The 15,585-nt window shown below is 63.0% G+C and carries 11 protein-coding genes; 7 read left to right on the top strand and 4 right to left on the bottom strand.

Going from position 1 to position 15,585, the window contains the following annotated elements; genetic code table 11:
• Nucleotides 1-68: 68 nt before the first annotated feature.
• The gene (locus ACOGXC_RS06910; RefSeq protein WP_419919953.1) at nt 69-989 is read right to left on the bottom strand and encodes a branched-chain amino acid transaminase; all 921 of its coding nucleotides are present in this window, start codon (nt 987-989) and stop codon (nt 69-71) included.
• Nucleotides 990-1,035: 46 nt separating this feature from the next.
• Nucleotides 1,036-2,019, bottom strand: coding sequence for a 3-isopropylmalate dehydrogenase (locus ACOGXC_RS06915; RefSeq protein WP_419919954.1), 984 nt, complete (start codon nt 2,017-2,019; stop codon nt 1,036-1,038).
• 543 nt (nt 2,020-2,562) lie between these two features.
• Here ACOGXC_RS06915 and ACOGXC_RS06920 point away from each other — a divergent pair.
• The 7 genes from ACOGXC_RS06920 to ACOGXC_RS06950 all read left to right on the top strand — a co-directional run bounded on the left by ACOGXC_RS06920 (nt 2,563) and on the right by ACOGXC_RS06950 (nt 11,946).
• Complete coding sequence (locus ACOGXC_RS06920; RefSeq protein ID WP_419919955.1) at nt 2,563-4,446, top strand: hypothetical protein; 1,884 nt, start codon at nt 2,563-2,565, stop codon at nt 4,444-4,446.
• A gap of 134 nt (nt 4,447-4,580) precedes the next feature.
• Nucleotides 4,581-5,813 (top strand): DUF222 domain-containing protein, encoded by a 1,233-nt coding sequence (locus tag ACOGXC_RS06925; protein WP_419919956.1) that lies wholly within the window; start codon nt 4,581-4,583, stop codon nt 5,811-5,813.
• A gap of 163 nt (nt 5,814-5,976) precedes the next feature.
• A complete protein-coding gene (locus tag ACOGXC_RS06930; RefSeq protein WP_419919957.1) occupies nt 5,977-6,450 on the top strand; it encodes a GreA/GreB family elongation factor in 474 nt (157 codons plus the stop codon).
• Complete coding sequence (locus ACOGXC_RS06935; RefSeq protein WP_419919958.1) at nt 6,440-7,321, top strand: alpha/beta fold hydrolase; 882 nt, start codon at nt 6,440-6,442, stop codon at nt 7,319-7,321. The genes ACOGXC_RS06930 and ACOGXC_RS06935 overlap by 11 nt, the downstream gene beginning before the upstream one ends.
• Nucleotides 7,322-7,361: 40 nt before the next feature.
• Nucleotides 7,362-8,762 (top strand): 3-isopropylmalate dehydratase large subunit, encoded by a 1,401-nt coding sequence (gene leuC, locus ACOGXC_RS06940; RefSeq protein ID WP_419919959.1) that lies wholly within the window; start codon nt 7,362-7,364, stop codon nt 8,760-8,762.
• A 76-nt stretch (nt 8,763-8,838) separates the two neighbouring features.
• Nucleotides 8,839-9,438: a 3-isopropylmalate dehydratase small subunit gene (gene leuD / locus ACOGXC_RS06945; RefSeq protein ID WP_419919960.1), complete on the top strand. Its 600-nt coding sequence runs from the start codon at nt 8,839-8,841 to the stop codon at nt 9,436-9,438.
• A gap of 81 nt (nt 9,439-9,519) precedes the next feature.
• Nucleotides 9,520-11,946 (top strand): beta-propeller domain-containing protein, encoded by a 2,427-nt coding sequence (locus ACOGXC_RS06950; RefSeq protein ID WP_419919961.1) that lies wholly within the window; start codon nt 9,520-9,522, stop codon nt 11,944-11,946.
• 38 nt (nt 11,947-11,984) lie between these two features.
• Here the strand turns inward: ACOGXC_RS06950 and leuA are convergent, their stop codons facing one another.
• Nucleotides 11,985-13,652 carry a 2-isopropylmalate synthase gene (leuA, locus tag ACOGXC_RS06955; RefSeq protein ID WP_419919962.1) on the bottom strand — a complete coding sequence of 556 codons (1,668 nt, stop codon included), beginning with the start codon at nt 13,650-13,652 and terminating at the stop codon, nt 11,985-11,987.
• 346 nt (nt 13,653-13,998) lie between these two features.
• A complete protein-coding gene (gene serA / locus ACOGXC_RS06960) occupies nt 13,999-15,579 on the bottom strand; it encodes a phosphoglycerate dehydrogenase (RefSeq protein ID WP_419919963.1) in 1,581 nt (526 codons plus the stop codon).
• Between the last annotated feature and the right edge of the window lie 6 nt (nt 15,580-15,585).

A 15,585-nucleotide genomic window follows, 5' to 3' on the forward strand; every position in this document is an offset into this window, starting at 1 on the left:
CTCAGCCATCGACATACTCATTCCAATGCCGATACTCAAAGCACACCATCATCGCCACCACCAAGACCTCAGCCATCGACATACTCATTCCAATGCCGATACTCGGCGCGCCGGCCCCGCACCGCGGCTTGGAACACCTCCTGGATTTTGCGGGTGATCGGACCGGGGTCCCCGATCTCGCGGTCGTCCACCGAACGGATGGGCACCACTTCGGCCGCGGTGCCCGACAGGAAGGCCTCATCGGCCAGGTACAGGTCGCTGCGCAACAGGTTCTCCGACGCGTAGGGAATACCCAGGTCGGAAGCCATGGTGCGGATGGCATCCTGGGTGATCCCCTCCAGCGCCCCCACCGAGGTGGGCGGGGTGACGATGGTACCGTCCCGCACCACGAACAGGTTCTCACCGGTGCACTCGCTCACGTAGCCCTGGGGCGACAGAAGAACCGCCTCGTCGTAGCCGGCCCTCACCGCCTGAACCTTGGCCAGTTGGCTGTTGACGTAGTGCCCGCACCCCTTGGCCGCGGTGGGCATGGAGTTGGGGTCGTGGCGCTGCCAGGAGCTGACCATGAGCCGCACCCCGTTGGTGATGCCCTCATCGCCGAGGTAGGCCCCCCACGGCCAGACCGCAATGGCCACGTTGACCGAGCACGGCAGCGGGTTGAGCCCCATCTCGCCGTATCCCAGATAGGCCAGCGGGCGGATGTAACCGCTCTTCATGCGGTTCACCCGGACGGTCTCCTTGGTGGCGGCCACCAGCTCATCCACCGTGTAGGGGATGTCGATCTGGAGGATCTTGGCGCTGGCGAACAACCGGCGGATATGGGGGGTGAGCCGGAACACCGCGGTGCCCTCACCGGTCTCGTAGGCCCGGATGCCCTCGAACACCCCATTGCCGTAATGAAGGGTGTGAGTCAAAACGTGCACGGTGGCATCGGCCCAGTTGACCAGCTTTCCATCCATCCACACCTTCTCGGTGGCTTCGATTGGCATCGCGCTCAGACCCTTTCTGCGATAGGAGCTTGGATTGACACCGGGCTCACACCCGTTTGGCGATGGCATCGCCGATCTGGGTGGTGGTACCGGTTTGGGTTGTGGGGTCGGCGCAGGCAGCCAGAATCCGGCGGGCGGCTTCGGTCTCGCCCAGGAACTCAACCATCATGGCAGCCGACAATATGGCAGCCGTGGGGTTGGCCCGGCCGGTACCCACAATATCGGGGGCCGACCCGTGAACCGGCTCGAACATCGACGGTCCGGTGCGGTCGGGATTCAGATTGGCCGAAGCGGCCAAACCGATACCCCCCGAGACCGCCCCGCCCAGATCGGTGAGGATGTCACCGAACAGGTTGTCGGTCACGATCACGTCGTAGCTCTTGGGATTCTCCACGAAGTAGATGCAGGCCGCATCCACATGGTTGTAGGCGGTGGCCACCTCGGGATACTCCCGGGCCACCTCGCTGAACGTCCGCTGCCACAGATCCCCGGCGAAGGTCAAAACGTTGGTCTTGTGCACCAGGGTGAGATGACGTCCCGGACGGTTGCGGGCCAACTCGAAGGCGTAGCGCACGCAGCGCTCAACACCGAACCGGGTGTTCACCGACCCCTGGGTGGCCACCTCGGCCGGGGTGTGCTTGCGCAGAAACCCGCCCTCGCCGGCATAGGTGCCCTCGGTGTTCTCCCGGATGACCTCGAAATCGTGGGACCCGTCGGGAGCCCGGAACGGGCGGCGATTCACGTACAGGTTCAACTCGAAGCGCATCCTCAAGAGCAGGCCCCGCTCGATGACACCCGGGGGCACGTCGGGAGTCCCCACCGCCCCCAGGTAGAGGGCATCCATTCCCCGCCATTCCGCCAGAACCTCATCAGGCAGAACCGTGCCGTCCCGCAGGTAACGAGCGCCCCCCAGGTCGTACGGCACCGTATCCATGCCCACCCCGGCCGCGTCCAGCACCTTCAGGCCCTCGGCGACCACCTCGGGGCCGATGCCGTCGCCGCCTATAACTCCGATGACGTAATTCGACATAGAACGCGCCCCAGTGTGAACCCTGAGCACCGCAGCCGTCAATGTAAATACGGCGATGCCCATGAGAGCAGGCCCAGACGGGTGACGATCCACGGGTTGCCATGTTGGCCCGGCTTCCATGTCGGGAGTGTCCCGGAGTGGGCTGCCCCGGTTGGCCGGGAGGTCTTGGATGAAACATCGCATCCTCAACCATGGCTGCCTATAATGCTGGACTGGACCGAGACTATGGACAACGAGGTTTCAATCGTTCGACAGTTGATGGGTTAGCCACACATGACAATACAGAGCACACAAGAGCTTTCCTCCCACCTCCGGGATGGCCCCCGTGGTTCTAGTCACGGTTCGTCCTTCCCTACGAGAAGCACTGGGAATACAGAGACCTTGGCGAACAGGGAAAATGGTGCCTCGCTGAAGTCCTCCAATTCCTTTGGGGAACGACACCCATGGTTGAGTGCCCAACCGGACGAGAGCATCGTCTTCTCCCGTCTTGACGCTCGCGTCCGAACGGCACTCAGGAAGGTCGGATGCTCCACATGGGGTGACTTGGACACGCTGTCAGAAGACGACTTGAGGCTTGTCCCTGGAGTGGGTGATGCTACGATCAACAGCCTCTACAAGGACTTAGAGCGCGCTCCGTCTGTCATGCTGGCACCAATAGCGACTATCTCCGACACAACACTGGATAAGAAATACGGCTGGATGATCGAGGCCGCCGATGAGCAGATCAAAGCTTCGCTCCTTGATATCAGAATGTCCAATGCCCTCCTTCGAGAAAATATAAGGACTTGGGGTGAGCTAGGAGCGCTGAGCGATGTTGCACTCCTCAAACTTCAGCACGTTGGTGTTCTCTCAGTTCGTCGTCTCAACGAAGCGCTTTCAGCATACCAGCCTGATGAACCGAAACTTGCTGGCATGGCGGCAGCTTTTAATGAGAAGTTGCCCGAAGACGACCGAGAGGCATCTGCTGTTGCATTCAACTTGCGAGCTAGCACCGATTGGTTGACCGTCTTCTCAGACGACGGAACCCTAGAAGAGCTTCTTGCCACCTATAACAGCGGGGTTGAAGTTCCCGATGTCGTGAGCAGCGAGATAAGCACTCTGCTCAACACCCCGCTCTCTAGGTTGGCGGGCTACCCTGCTACTCCCCTCAGTGAGCTTGTGGAAGAACTTTTGTCGAAGGCAAAGGAGCCCGAGTTGCTGATAGCTCGCGAGTGCTCACGGCCCAGACCGACACTTGAGGAACTTGGCAAAGAACAGGACCTTACCCGTGAACGAATACGACAGAAAGTAGCCGAAGATGCCGAACGGGTCCGGGACTTGCTCAAAAGCGAGCGGTTTCGAGCTGTAAGATGGGTTACGGAGAGACTCGGGGCTGACTTCGGTCTTGTCATACCCTCTGAAAGCGAAATCGTAGATCGGTGGAGGGAAAGACTCGGTCAGCGGCGATTCGAAATGCTCAGGTGGCTCTCAGACTATACATACAAAGACGATTGGCTTCTCAAGGGCGCTAGCGCTCTGAACGACCTCAAAACAGCGCTGGACAATGCTGTCAGAGATGAATGGCTGATCAAAATCGAAAAACTGGTCGCCAGCCTGAACCTCCCCGTACACTCCGAAGTAGTGCTTGCCTTCCTGCTAGAATCGAACATTTGGCGGGACATAGGAGAGGGGTGGCTGGTCCGATGGGATGGCCCAATTCAGGCCAAGGCAGAGCGGGTTCTTCAATTGACCGGGCGGCCCATGACACCCGCTGAGATTGTCGACAAGATTGGCCATGGATCAATCCCTTCACTCAAGAATCAACATGGCTCAACCTTGATTCGCATTGACAAAGAATTCCGATTAGCACTTCAGGAGTGGGGATACGAGGAGTACGAGGGGATCACAACCGAAATTAAGCAACGAATCGACCGCGGTGGAGGTGTTGCTTCTGTCTCAGCAATTCTGGAAGAGTTTGTCCCTACATTCGGCGTGAAGGAGGCATCAATACACGCATATTTAGAGGCAGGTCCTTATGTAATTTATGGGGATGAAGTCCGCCATCTCAGTAACTACGGATATACACCCAGCAGTGTGTTGGGACGACAGCATGCCATAAAGGTCAGAGAAAACTGGGGTCAACGCTTCACTGTATCCGATAACAATCTAAAAGGGTACTCATTCAACCTTGACCGAGATATAGCTGCCCACAATGGCCTCCAACCAAAAGACTCCCTTCTCGTTCCAGCCATACATCAGGGCAGAGTTTTGGGCAAGGCTTCGCTCATATGGAGGCTGGCCAATCTGAGCAAGAAAGTAGATATAGGCCGTCTCAGGAGTGTTCTCAAAAGGCTGGGGATCAGTTCCGGAGATGAAATCATCATTGTGGCCACTCCTACCTCATGCACTTTGTTACGCGTGGATGAGATACCCCAGAATCAGGAGTGAGCATTAAAAGGAGATCAATAGGCCCAAACATTCAGCGTAATATGCAAAATGAGTAAAATCCTTAAAAAGTAAAATCCTTAAAATATTTTTTATTTAGGGTGGGTTTTGTCACTCGGCCTGATAGTATTGGGGGTATGAAGTTCGACCCCAGTGTTTCCGAACCTGAGACCAATTCTGATGTTAATACTGCTGGCAGCAGTGAGGCTGGTGGTGGGGATGTTTTGAGGTTGGAGTTGGTTGATTTGGAGGGGATGGAATCCAAGGGTTTGTTCAATTTGATGTTTGATATCCTCGCTACCCGCCACATACTCGATGGGTACATGGCCGAAGCGTTGAATCGTTACGGCGATCTTGTGGGCGAGGGCGAACTGCGGGCCCTTTGCCTCCAGTTCGGTATGGGCCGTTACCTGGCCAACCGCGAAGCCCGAACCGCCCGCAGGCTCAAGGAACTACCCGCCACGCTAGACGGGGTCAAGGCCGGCGGGTTCTCCATAGATCATGCCCGCTTGATGGGGGAATCTCATGGCCGGGTGCCTTTGAGCCGAGCCCAGGAAGATGACTTGATCAACAAAGCCAAAACCGAGGATCTGGACAAGTTCAGGAAAACCCTGGCCCGCCAGGAGGACGACCGGCGCGGCACCGATGGCGAATCGCAACACGACCAGCAACGCCGCCGCCGCAAGGCCGCGGTGTTCAACGGCGACGACGGCATGGTGGTGCTACACGCCGAACTTGACCGCATAACCGGCGAGCGGGTCAAAACCGCCATGGACGGCATGTGTGATCGTATGTTTCGCGACGACTCCAAAAATGGCAGTGACCGCACCCACCAACAGCGAGCCGCCGACGCACTCGCCGCTTTGATAACCCAAACCCCCGGCAAGCACCCCAAAACCGTTGCTGGATGTAGCGACAATGGCAGTGATGTGGTGGTGCAGCCCACCACGCTTCTGGTCAAGGTTGACTACGACCTCCTCACCGGCCAGCTCAAAAACGCAGGACTCATTGACGACACCCCCATTTCGATGGAGGAGTTGCGCCTCATCGCCTGCGACGCAGCCCTAATACCAGCCATCTTCACCGCCGAAGGAATACCCCTATACCTGGGCCGCAAACAACGCTCCGCCACCCAAAAACAAAAACTCGCCCTCTACGCCCGAGACAAACACTGCGTCAACTGCGGACTAAGAGCCACCGCCTGCGATGTGCACCACATCAAACCCTGGGAACACGGCGGCAAAACCAGCATCAACAACCTCGTGCTGCTCTGTCCCACCTGCCACGCCGAAACCCACAAACACAAACCGCCGCCACCCACCCGATGGTTCAAACAGCCCATCTACAGCAACGTCCTGCTCAGCACCTAACAAACCGGACGGCAGGCACCCGGCCGCCGGCACACCCGAGAACCCAAGGGACAGCCGTGACCAGCATGAGCAGCTATCTGGGACCCCATGCGAGATACCGGGACGGGGGCCGGGCGGGAATTCAAGTGAAAACCGGGGGCGGGCGATACTAGAGTGGCCCGCTATGCCTGAAACCCATGAGCTCTCCCGGGCGGCATTCGACCGTCTGAGCGCTGAGTACGAGCAGCTCACCACCTTTGGGCGGGTGGACATTGCCCGCAAGATCGAAACGGCCCGGGAACTGGGCGATCTGAGCGAGAACGGTGATTACCACGCGGCCAAGGACGAGCAGGGCAAGATGGAAACCCGCATCGCTCAGCTCGGTGCCCTGCTGAACAATTGCCGGATCGTGGAAGCCGGCGACGGAACGGTGGTGACGGTGGGGTCGGTGGTGACCGTGGCCCACGATGGTGACCCCGACGATGTGGAGACCTACCTGGTGGGGTCGATAGAGGAGCGCCACGACGGCCTCGATGTGATCTCCCCCGCCTCCCCCATGGGGTCGGCCATCCTGGGGGCGAAGGCTGGGGACACCCTGTCCTACCAGAGTCCCGCCGGCGGGGTGCTGACGGCCCGGATCGTGTCCATTGAGCAGTAGCGGTGCCCCGGTCGGCCCCCGGCTGCCCCCGGGGGAGTTCATCGACCTGCCCGAGCGGGGTCGCCTGTTCGTGCGCCGAATGGAGGGGCCGCCGCACTCGCCCACCGTGGTGCTGCTGCACGGCTGGACGGCGACCGCCGACCTGAACTGGTATCCCACCTTCGAGCCGCTCTCCCGCAGGGCATCGGTTCTGGCATTCGACCACCGGGGCCACGGCCTGGGACTGCCCACCGGGCGGTTCAGATTATCCGAATGCGCCTCCGACGTTCTGGCGGTGGCCGACGCTCTGGGCATCGACCGCTTCGTCTGCGTGGGCTACTCCATGGGTGGGGCCATCGCCCAGCTTGCCGCTCGGGCCGCACCCAGTAGAATTATTGGCCTGGTTCTGGGGGCCACCGCCACCAGCTTCCGGGGCCGGGGATTGAGGGCAATCCGTTTCGGGCTGCTCCCGATGGTTGCCGCCGCGTCTCGCCTGACCCCGGTGAGCCTGCGGTCTTGGGGCTGGGAGCAAACCGTCCGCAGCCTGATCGGCACCGATATGAGCCGGTGGGCCCAGGCCGAGATCCTCAAGGGCGACCCGCAGGCGCTGCTGGATGCCGGCACCGAGCTGTTCAACTTCGATTCGTCGTCGTGGATCGCCGAGCTGGCCATGCCGGTGGCCCAGATTCGCACCATCGGTGACAAGGTGGTGCCCGACTACCTCCAGCAGGAGCTCACCGATGCCAGTTACATCGATGGTGCCGAAGTCTTTTCCTACCGGGGCGGGCACGCCTCCGTGGTCACCGACTTCGACAGCTTCTGGGGCTGCCTGAGCCCCGCCCTGGACTCGGTGGGAGTGCCCAACCCATCCGTATCGGGCATGACCGGGTAACCTCCCCGGTTGCTGGGCCAAGACTAGAATTGGAGCGCCTATGGGTCGAACCCTCAGTGAAAAGGTCTGGGACCGCCATGTCGTGCATCAAGCCGAAGGGGAGCCCGATCTGCTCTATATCGACCTGCACCTCATCCATGAGGTGACCTCGCCGCAGGCCTTTGACGGTCTCCGGCTGAGCGGCCGGACCGTGCGACGACCCGATCTGACGGTGGCCACCGAGGATCACAACGTCCCCACCACCGCCACCGCCCGGCCCATCGAGGATCCCGTCTCCCGCCGGCAGGTGGAGACGTTGAGGGCCAACTGCGAGGAGTTCGGCATCACCCTGTACCCGATGGGCCATCCGGGACAGGGCATCGTGCATGTGATCGGCCCGGAGATGGGGCTCACCCAGCCGGGCATGACCATCGTGTGCGGCGACAGCCACACCTCCACCCACGGAGCCTTCGGCGCGCTGGCCTTCGGCATCGGCACCAGCGAGGTGGAGCATGTGCTGGCCACCCAGACCCTCCCGCAGCAGCGACCCGGCACCATGTCGGTAACCGTGGACGGAGCCCTGCCGATGGGCAGCACCGCCAAGGATGTGATCCTGGCCGTGATCGGGCGCATCGGTACCGGCGGAGGCATCGGGTCGATCATCGAGTACCGGGGATCCACCATCCGGTCGCTGTCGATGGAGGGACGCATGACGGTGTGCAACATGTCCATAGAGGCCGGGGCCCGGGCCGGCCTGATCGCCCCCGACGACACCACCTTCGCCTACCTGATGGGTCGCCCCGGTGCCCCCTCGGGAGCGGAGTGGGAGAGCGCTCTGGACGGCTGGCGCAGTCTCTACACCGATGACGATGCCACTTTCGACAAGAAAATGGTGATCGACGGATCGAAGTTGGTTCCGCACGTGTCGTGGGGTACCAACCCGGCTCAGGTAGCCCCCATCACCGGAGTGGTCCCCCACCCCGACAGCTTCACCGACAGCAGCACCCGGGAGGCGGCCGGGCGGGCCCTCGACTACATGGGCCTGACCGCCGGCACGCCGTTGAGGGAGATCCCGGTGGACACCGTGTTCATCGGTTCCTGCACCAACAGCCGGATAGAGGATCTGCGCATCGCCGCCGCCGTGGTGGAGGGTCGCCGAGTGCGGCCCGGCGTTCGCACCCTGGTGGTTCCCGGCTCGGGGGCGGTCAAGGCCCAGGCCGAGTCCGAGGGCCTCCATGAGGTGTTCAAGGCGGCCGGGTTCGACTGGCGGGAACCGGGCTGCTCCATGTGCCTGGCCATGAACCCCGACAAGCTGGCTCCCGGCGAGCGGTGCGCCAGCACGTCCAACCGCAACTTCGAGGGCCGCCAGGGCCGGGGGGGCCGCACCCACCTGGTGTCGCCGGGAGTGGCCGCCGCCACCGCGATAGCAGGCACTTTCGCGGCCCCTGGAGACCTACTATGAACACGAAACCGGTACTGACCATCGGGGGATCTACCATGAAACCGGTACGGATCATCACTGCCCCTGAGGATCTACCATGAAACCGGTACGGATCATCACTGCCACCGGGCTGCCGCTGGATCGCAGCGATGTGGACACCGACCAGATCATCCCCAGCGACTGGCTCAAGCGGGTTGAGCGCACCGGCTTCGAGCAGGGTCTGTTCTCGGAATGGCGCCAGGATCCCGGCTTCGTGCTGAACGACCCTCGTTTCACCGGAGCCCGCATCCTGGTGGCGGGACCCAACTTCGGTACCGGGTCCTCCCGGGAGCACGCGGTGTGGGCCATCCAGCAGTACGGGTTCGAGGCGGTTGTCTCCCCCCGCTTCGGGGACATCTTCCGCAACAACTCCACCAAGAACGGCCTGGTACCGGTGCAGGTGGACCCGGCAACGGCCCGCACCCTGCTGGATGCCGTGGCCAGCGATCCCTCGACCGAAATCACCGTGGATGTGGAACGGCTAACGGTGTCGGCCCCGGCTGCGGGTGTGAGCACCGGGTTTCCTCTCGACCGGGCGGTGCAGCACCGGCTACTGGAAGGCCTGGACGACATCGCCATGACCCTGATGCACGCCGAGGCCATCGACGCCTTCGAAACCACCCGCCCGGCCTGGATGCCCTCGCTGGAGCTCAAATAGCCCAGAGCATATAATCACAAAAACCCGTCGAAACTGCCATGACGGTGGAACCAGCCACTATGGCCGTATCGTCATAAGGGTATGTTCAAACAAATCCACAGCAACCGTTACCGGCGGGGAGCCGTTCTTGCCGCAACCCCGAACCGGGCAGAGGCACCACGATCAAAGAGCAACCGCTACCGGCGGGGAACCGTTCTTGCCGCAATTGCACTGGCCTCGGTGCTGGCGCTTCTGAGTACGGCATGCTCGTCCGATTCCACCGGCTCGCCGGGCATCACCGGCGGTAGTCCCAGAAACGACACCGCCACCCCGGGGGAGCCCCTGGAACTCGACAACGTCGATCTCCTGTCCGCCCTGCGCTCTTTCGAGGACTGCAACAGCGCCCTCGAATACTTGCGTACCGAAACCGTGGAAAGGGTTGGCCCCTACGGCATCGACGACGGAGGCTTCTACCCCGGGTTCCTGGATGATGCAGTTGAAGAAAGCGTGGCGGACATGGCGGGGCGGGAATCCTCCAGTCAGGCCGCGGCTACTGATGACTCGGCGAGCGGGGAGGATTCCGCCGGCTTCTCCAGCACGAACGTGCAGGTGGCGGGGGTGGATGAACCCGACATCATCAAGACCGACGGCAACCGCATTCTGGCGGTGGCCGACCGGCAGTTGCACTACGTCGACCTGACCGGCAGCCGGCCCCTGCTCAAAGGCAGCTTGAAGCTCGGGGATTGGGGCTGGCCCCAGGAAATCCTCATGCACGGCGACCGAGCCCTGATTTTCGCCAACAGTTACGTGGAGGGGCTGCCGCCGGTGAAGCCCGGCGACCTGGTGGGCCCGGCCCGAGCCACGGACGTGGACTTCAACGGCACTTCGGTGGTGCATATTCAAGAGGTTGACCTGTCGGAGCCTTCGGACATGAAAGTGGTGCGCGAGCTTCGGGTTGATGGCCAGTACTTGAGCGCCCGCTCGTCGGGCAGCACCGCCTGGGTGTCGCTTTCCAGTTACCCGCTGCGATTCCAGTTCGTCCGACCCAGCGGACCCTCCGCGGAGGGAACCGCCGAGCGGGTCAACAAGGAGATCGCCGCGGCTGCCGAACTCGGTGCTTGGCTACCCGCCTACCGCTTGGACACACCGGGCGGCCAGACCGAAGCGGGCCTTCTGCCCGCCTGCGAGAACCTTTACGTACCGGCAGACTTCTCGGGGCTCACCGTGCTTTCGGTTATCACCCTCGACATGAACGGGCCCCTGCAAGCCGGCAACGCCGCCTCCGTTCTGGCCGACGGTCACACCCTCTACGGCACGGGACAGTCCCTGTATCTGGCCACCAGCAACTTGGATACGCCGGGGGGCAGGGTAGATGAGCGCACGACAGGGAGCAGCAGCGCTCCCGCAAAGTGGACCACTTCCATCCACAAGTTCTCGGTCTCCGAATCCGGCCCGGCCCGCTACGAGGCTTCGGGCGAGGTTTTCGGCCAACTCCTCAACCAGTTCTCCATGGACGAGCACGACGGCCACTTCCGGGTGGCCACCACCACCGGCGACCCCTTTGGTGGTTCGGAGGATTCGCAGAGCCAGATCGTGGTGCTCCGCCAGCAGGATCGCCGCCTGGAAATCGTTGGCAGCGTCGGTGGCTTGGGCCAGGGGGAACGCATCTACTCGGTGCGATACGCGGGTGATACCGGCTACGTGGTGACCTTCCGCGAAACGGATCCCCTGTATGTTCTGGATCTTTCCGACCCGACCAACCCATCGGTGTCGGGCGAGTTGAAGATCCCCGGCTTTTCCACCTACCTGCACCCCCTGGGCAATGGCCTGCTGGTTGGGATCGGGCAGCAAGCCGACGAGCGGGGACGCACCCAGGGTACGAAGGTGTCGCTCTTCGACGTGAGCGACCCCTCAACGCCGACCGAGCTGGATGTGCTCGTGTTCCCCGGTGCCTACAGCGAGGCCGAAGGGGATCACCGGGCCTTCTTGTACTGGCCGGACGAAGAAATGCTGGCCATCCCGTTGAACCAGAGCGAGCCAAGCGCAACGGAGCAGGGATTGGTGACGTCCAACCCGGCCGGTGTCTCCCGCCCTGACGGTGAGAAGCCGTTCAGCGGGGCGGTTGTCATGCGGGTGAACAGCACCGGGTTGAGCAAGACCGGTCGTATCATGCACCGCAGGGGGGCGGCATCCTTCCCGGGTTGCCGACCCGTGATCAACCGGACACTGCTCCCGGATTGGTTGTCGCAAGCCGACGAACTCCACTTCTGCCCCACCGGCACCCCGCTCCTGCACCCCGGCTTCACCTGCGATACATGGGATGAGGATTCGGTTCGCAAGGAATGGCCCGAACTTGGTATCCGCAACGGCGAGATGCTGCTGGCCTGCCGGGAATGGAACCCGGGCATACAGCGCCTTCTGGTGGCGGATGATGCCTTGTGGACGATGACCGTTGAGGCCATCCAGGCCAACGACATGGAGACCCTGGAGTTCGAGCACCAGCTCTTTCTGACCCGAAGCGCAAACTAGGCAGACCCGCTCCACCCCGGGCTTGGGTTCGAGTGCGGTTACCCGAGCCCGGCGCAGGCGCGGTTCAGGGCACTAACGATGGCCCGCATGGAGGCGGTGGTTATGTCGGTGTGAATGCCACAACCCCACATCTCCCGACCGTCCACCAGCAACTCGATGTAGGCCACCGCCTCGGCGTCGGTACCCCCACCCCGGGAGTGCTCGTAGTAGTCCACAACCTTCACCGGAGTGTCGATGATCCGGTTCAACCCCGTCACGAACGCGTCCAGGGAACCGGCACCCTCACCGTGGACCACCACCTGCTCCTCCCCGGCGGACAGTCGAGCGGTGACCACGGTGAGGTCGGCCCCACGGGCGTTCTGGGCCGACTCGTAGCCATTCAGCCGGTAGGGCTCGTCCAGGTCGAGGTACTCGGTGGCGAACTCGCTGTAGATCCGGTCGGCGGTTATCTCCTCACCGGTGTCGTCGGCGATCCGCTGGATGACCCGGCTGAACTCGATCTGCATACGCCGGGGAAGATCGAACTGCCCCTCGGTCCTGAGCAGGTACGACACCCCTCCCTTGCCCGACTGGCTGTTCACCCGCACCACGTCCTGGTAGGTGCGACCCACGTCCTTGGGGTCGATGGGGATGTAGGGCACCTCGAACAGGGTCTGGCCGGTCTCCTCCATGGCCTCGAAGCCCTTCTTGATGGCATCCTGATGCGACCCCGAGAAGGCGGTGTACACCAGATCGCCGACATAGGGGTGGCGGGGGTGAATGGGAAGCTGGTTGCAGTCCTCGGCCACCCGGCGCAACCCGTTTATGTCGGAGATGTCCAGCTCGGGATCAACCCCCTGGCTGAACAGGTTCATGGCCAGGTTCACCACGTCCACGTTGCCGGTGCGCTCCCCGTTGCCGAACAGGGTTCCCTCCACCCGGTCGGCCCCGGCCATGAGCCCGAACTCGGCCGCGGCCACCGCCGTCCCCCGGTCGTTGTGGGGGTGCAGGCTCAACACGATCCGGTCCCGGCGAGCCAGGTTGCGGTGCATCCACTCAATCATGTCGCCGTAGATGTTGGCGGTGGACATTTCCACCGTGGCCGGCAGGTTGACGATGACCGGTTTGTCGTGGCCGTCGGCCAGTATTTCAACCACCTCGTCGCACACCCGCTTGGCGAACGGCAGCTCGGTGCCGGTGAACGACTCCGGGGAGTACTCGTAGAACACCTCGGTGCCGGGCACCTGGGACTCCAGCGAGCGGCACAGCTCCGAGGCCCGGGTGGCGATCGCGGTGATGCCGTCCATGTCCAACCCGAACACCACCCGGCGCTGCACGCTGGAGGTGGAGTTGTAGAGATGCACGATGGCGTCGGCCGCCCCGGCGATGGCCTCATAGGTGCGCTCGATCAGCTCCCGGCGAGCCTGGGTCAGTACCTGGATGCGGACATCGGTGGGGATGGCCCCCTGCTCTATGATCTCCCGCACGAACCGGAAGTCGGTCTCCGACGCCGACGGGAAACCCACCTCGATCTCCTTGAACCCGGCCTCCACCAGCGCGGTGAACATCCTCCACTTGCGCTCGGGATTCATGGGCTCGATGAGGGCCTGATTGCCGTCCCGCAGATCCACCGAGCACCACCGGGGGGCACGGGTGAGCACCGCGTCGGGCCAGGTCCGGCCGGTCAGCCCGATCGGCTCGAACGCCCGATACTTGTGCACCGGCATGCCCGACGGCTTCTGGGGCGGCAGGTGGGATCCGACAAAGGGGGCCTCGGATCCGCTTCCGGATGGGCTCGATGGGGGGGATTTCATGGCTGTTCCTCTGGTTGTTGCACTGGGAACGACCCCACGACTCGGAACGACCCCACGAAAAGACCCCCTGCCCTTACGGGTCAGGGGGTCGGGGCGAGCACCGGTGGGGGGCGCTCGCCCTACATGAGCAGCAGGTGGGTTAGTGTGCCGCTCATAAGCACCACTCTAGTACCAGGGCCGACCCCGGATCAAGTTCGAGTCCGGGCCAGGCCCAGACACCCCACCGAGACACCCAGCAGCCCTCACCTCCAGCCCCGGATCAAGTTCGAGTCCGGGCCAGGCCCAGGTACCGGACAGCCATCACCCCGTCCAGGGTAACCAGGGCATCGGCCACTTCACCGGGCACCGGCTGGCTTGTGGCAATCACCATTGAGGCCCCCTCTCCGGTGGGGGCCCGACCCACACTCATGTCATTGATGTTTATACCGGCGTTGCCCAAAAGCGTGCCCACCGCGCCGATGACCCCGGGACGGTCGTCGTTGGCAAGCAGGATCATGTGATCGGAAGGGGGCATGTGGATCGTGTGGTCGTCGGCCAGAACCAGTACGGGCTCCTGGCGGGCACCGGCGAGCCGCCCCCCCAGGCTGTGACCCCCGCCCCTCACCGTGAACAAGTTCACGTGCTCCCTGGAGGTTGGCTTGCTCAGTGCCCGCACCTCCATGCCCCGTTCCTTGGCCACATTCAGAGCGTTCACATAGCTGATCGGCATGTCGGACACGGCGCTCAACAAGCCCTTCACCGCCGACATCACCGCTACCGAGTTGTCGGGCCCGCCGATCTCACCGATCAGCTCCACCTCAAGCACTTCGGGCAGGCGCTCGCACAGGTTGCCGAACAGGCGGCCCAGCATCTCGGCCAGCGGCAGGTAGGGGCGCAACACCTCGCTCACGTTCTTGGCCGACACGTTCACGGCGGCGGGCACGAACTCCCCACTCAGCGCCAGCAGCACCTGCTCCGCTATGGCATCGCCGGCTTTGTGCTGGGCCTCCAGGGTGCTGGCCCCCAGATGAGGTGTTACCACCACCGGATCCAACTGGAACAGCGGCGACTGCGTGATGGGCTCCCCGTCGAACACATCCAGAGCCGCCCCCGCGATGCGCCCCGATGCCACCGCCTGGGCCAGGTCGGCTTCATCGACTATGCCGCCTCGCGAAACGTTGATGATCCGAAGGTTGGGCTTGGCCAGCGCCAGCAACTCGGAGTTGATGATCCCGATCGTTTCGGGGGTGCGGGCCACGTGGATGGTCATGAAATCGGACTGGGCCACCAGCTCCTCCAATGACACCAAGGCCATGACGCTGTGGAGGGCCACTTCCTCCGACACGTAAGGGTCGCTGGCGATGACCCGCATGGCAAAAGCCATCGCCCGCTCGGCCACCAACCGGCCGATGCGGCCCAGTCCCAGGATGCCCAGCGTCTTTCCGTTCAACTCGACACCCTGCCACTGGGAACGCTCCCACCGCCCCTCGGTCAGGGCCCCATGGGCTTGGGGGATGTTGCGAGCCTGGGCCAAAAGCAGCGCCATGGTGTGCTCGGCGGCCGACTGGATGTTGGATTGGGTGTCGTTCACCACCAGCACCCCGCGCTCGGTGGCCGCGTCCACATCCACGTTGTCCAATCCCACCCCGGCCCGGCCGACGACAACCAGATCGTGGCCCGCCTCGATCACCTCGGAGGTCACCTGGGTGGCCGACCGGATGATCAGGGCATGAACCCCCGAGACCGCCTCCACCAGCTCGGCGGGAGAGAGCCCCGGGCGGACCTCCACCTCGTGCCCCGCCTCCCGGAGGCGAGCCAGCCCGCCATCGGCAATCTTCTCGGTTACCAGAACTCGCGCCATCGCCAC

This window comes from Candidatus Poriferisocius sp. (genome assembly GCF_965202595.1).
Lineage (GTDB): Bacteria > Actinomycetota > Acidimicrobiia > Acidimicrobiales > Bin134 > Poriferisocius.

Excerpts from the sequence above, each read along its gene's own strand:
- ACOGXC_RS06910 (WP_419919953.1), bottom strand. The coding sequence starts at position 989 with ATGCCAATCGAAGCCACCGAGAAGGTGTGGATGGATGGAAAGCTGGTC.
- ACOGXC_RS06915 (WP_419919954.1), bottom strand. The coding sequence starts at position 2,019 with ATGTCGAATTACGTCATCGGAGTTATAGGCGGCGACGGCATCGGCCCC.
- ACOGXC_RS06925 (WP_419919956.1), top strand. The coding sequence starts at position 4,581 with ATGAAGTTCGACCCCAGTGTTTCCGAACCTGAGACCAATTCTGATGTT.
- ACOGXC_RS06930 (WP_419919957.1), top strand. The coding sequence starts at position 5,977 with ATGCCTGAAACCCATGAGCTCTCCCGGGCGGCATTCGACCGTCTGAGC.
- leuC (WP_419919959.1), top strand. The coding sequence starts at position 7,362 with ATGGGTCGAACCCTCAGTGAAAAGGTCTGGGACCGCCATGTCGTGCAT.
- leuD (WP_419919960.1), top strand. The coding sequence starts at position 8,839 with ATGAAACCGGTACGGATCATCACTGCCACCGGGCTGCCGCTGGATCGC.
- ACOGXC_RS06950 (WP_419919961.1), top strand. The coding sequence starts at position 9,520 with ATGTTCAAACAAATCCACAGCAACCGTTACCGGCGGGGAGCCGTTCTT.
- leuA (WP_419919962.1), bottom strand. The coding sequence starts at position 13,652 with ATGCCGGTGCACAAGTATCGGGCGTTCGAGCCGATCGGGCTGACCGGC.
- serA (WP_419919963.1), bottom strand. The coding sequence starts at position 15,579 with ATGGCGCGAGTTCTGGTAACCGAGAAGATTGCCGATGGCGGGCTGGCT.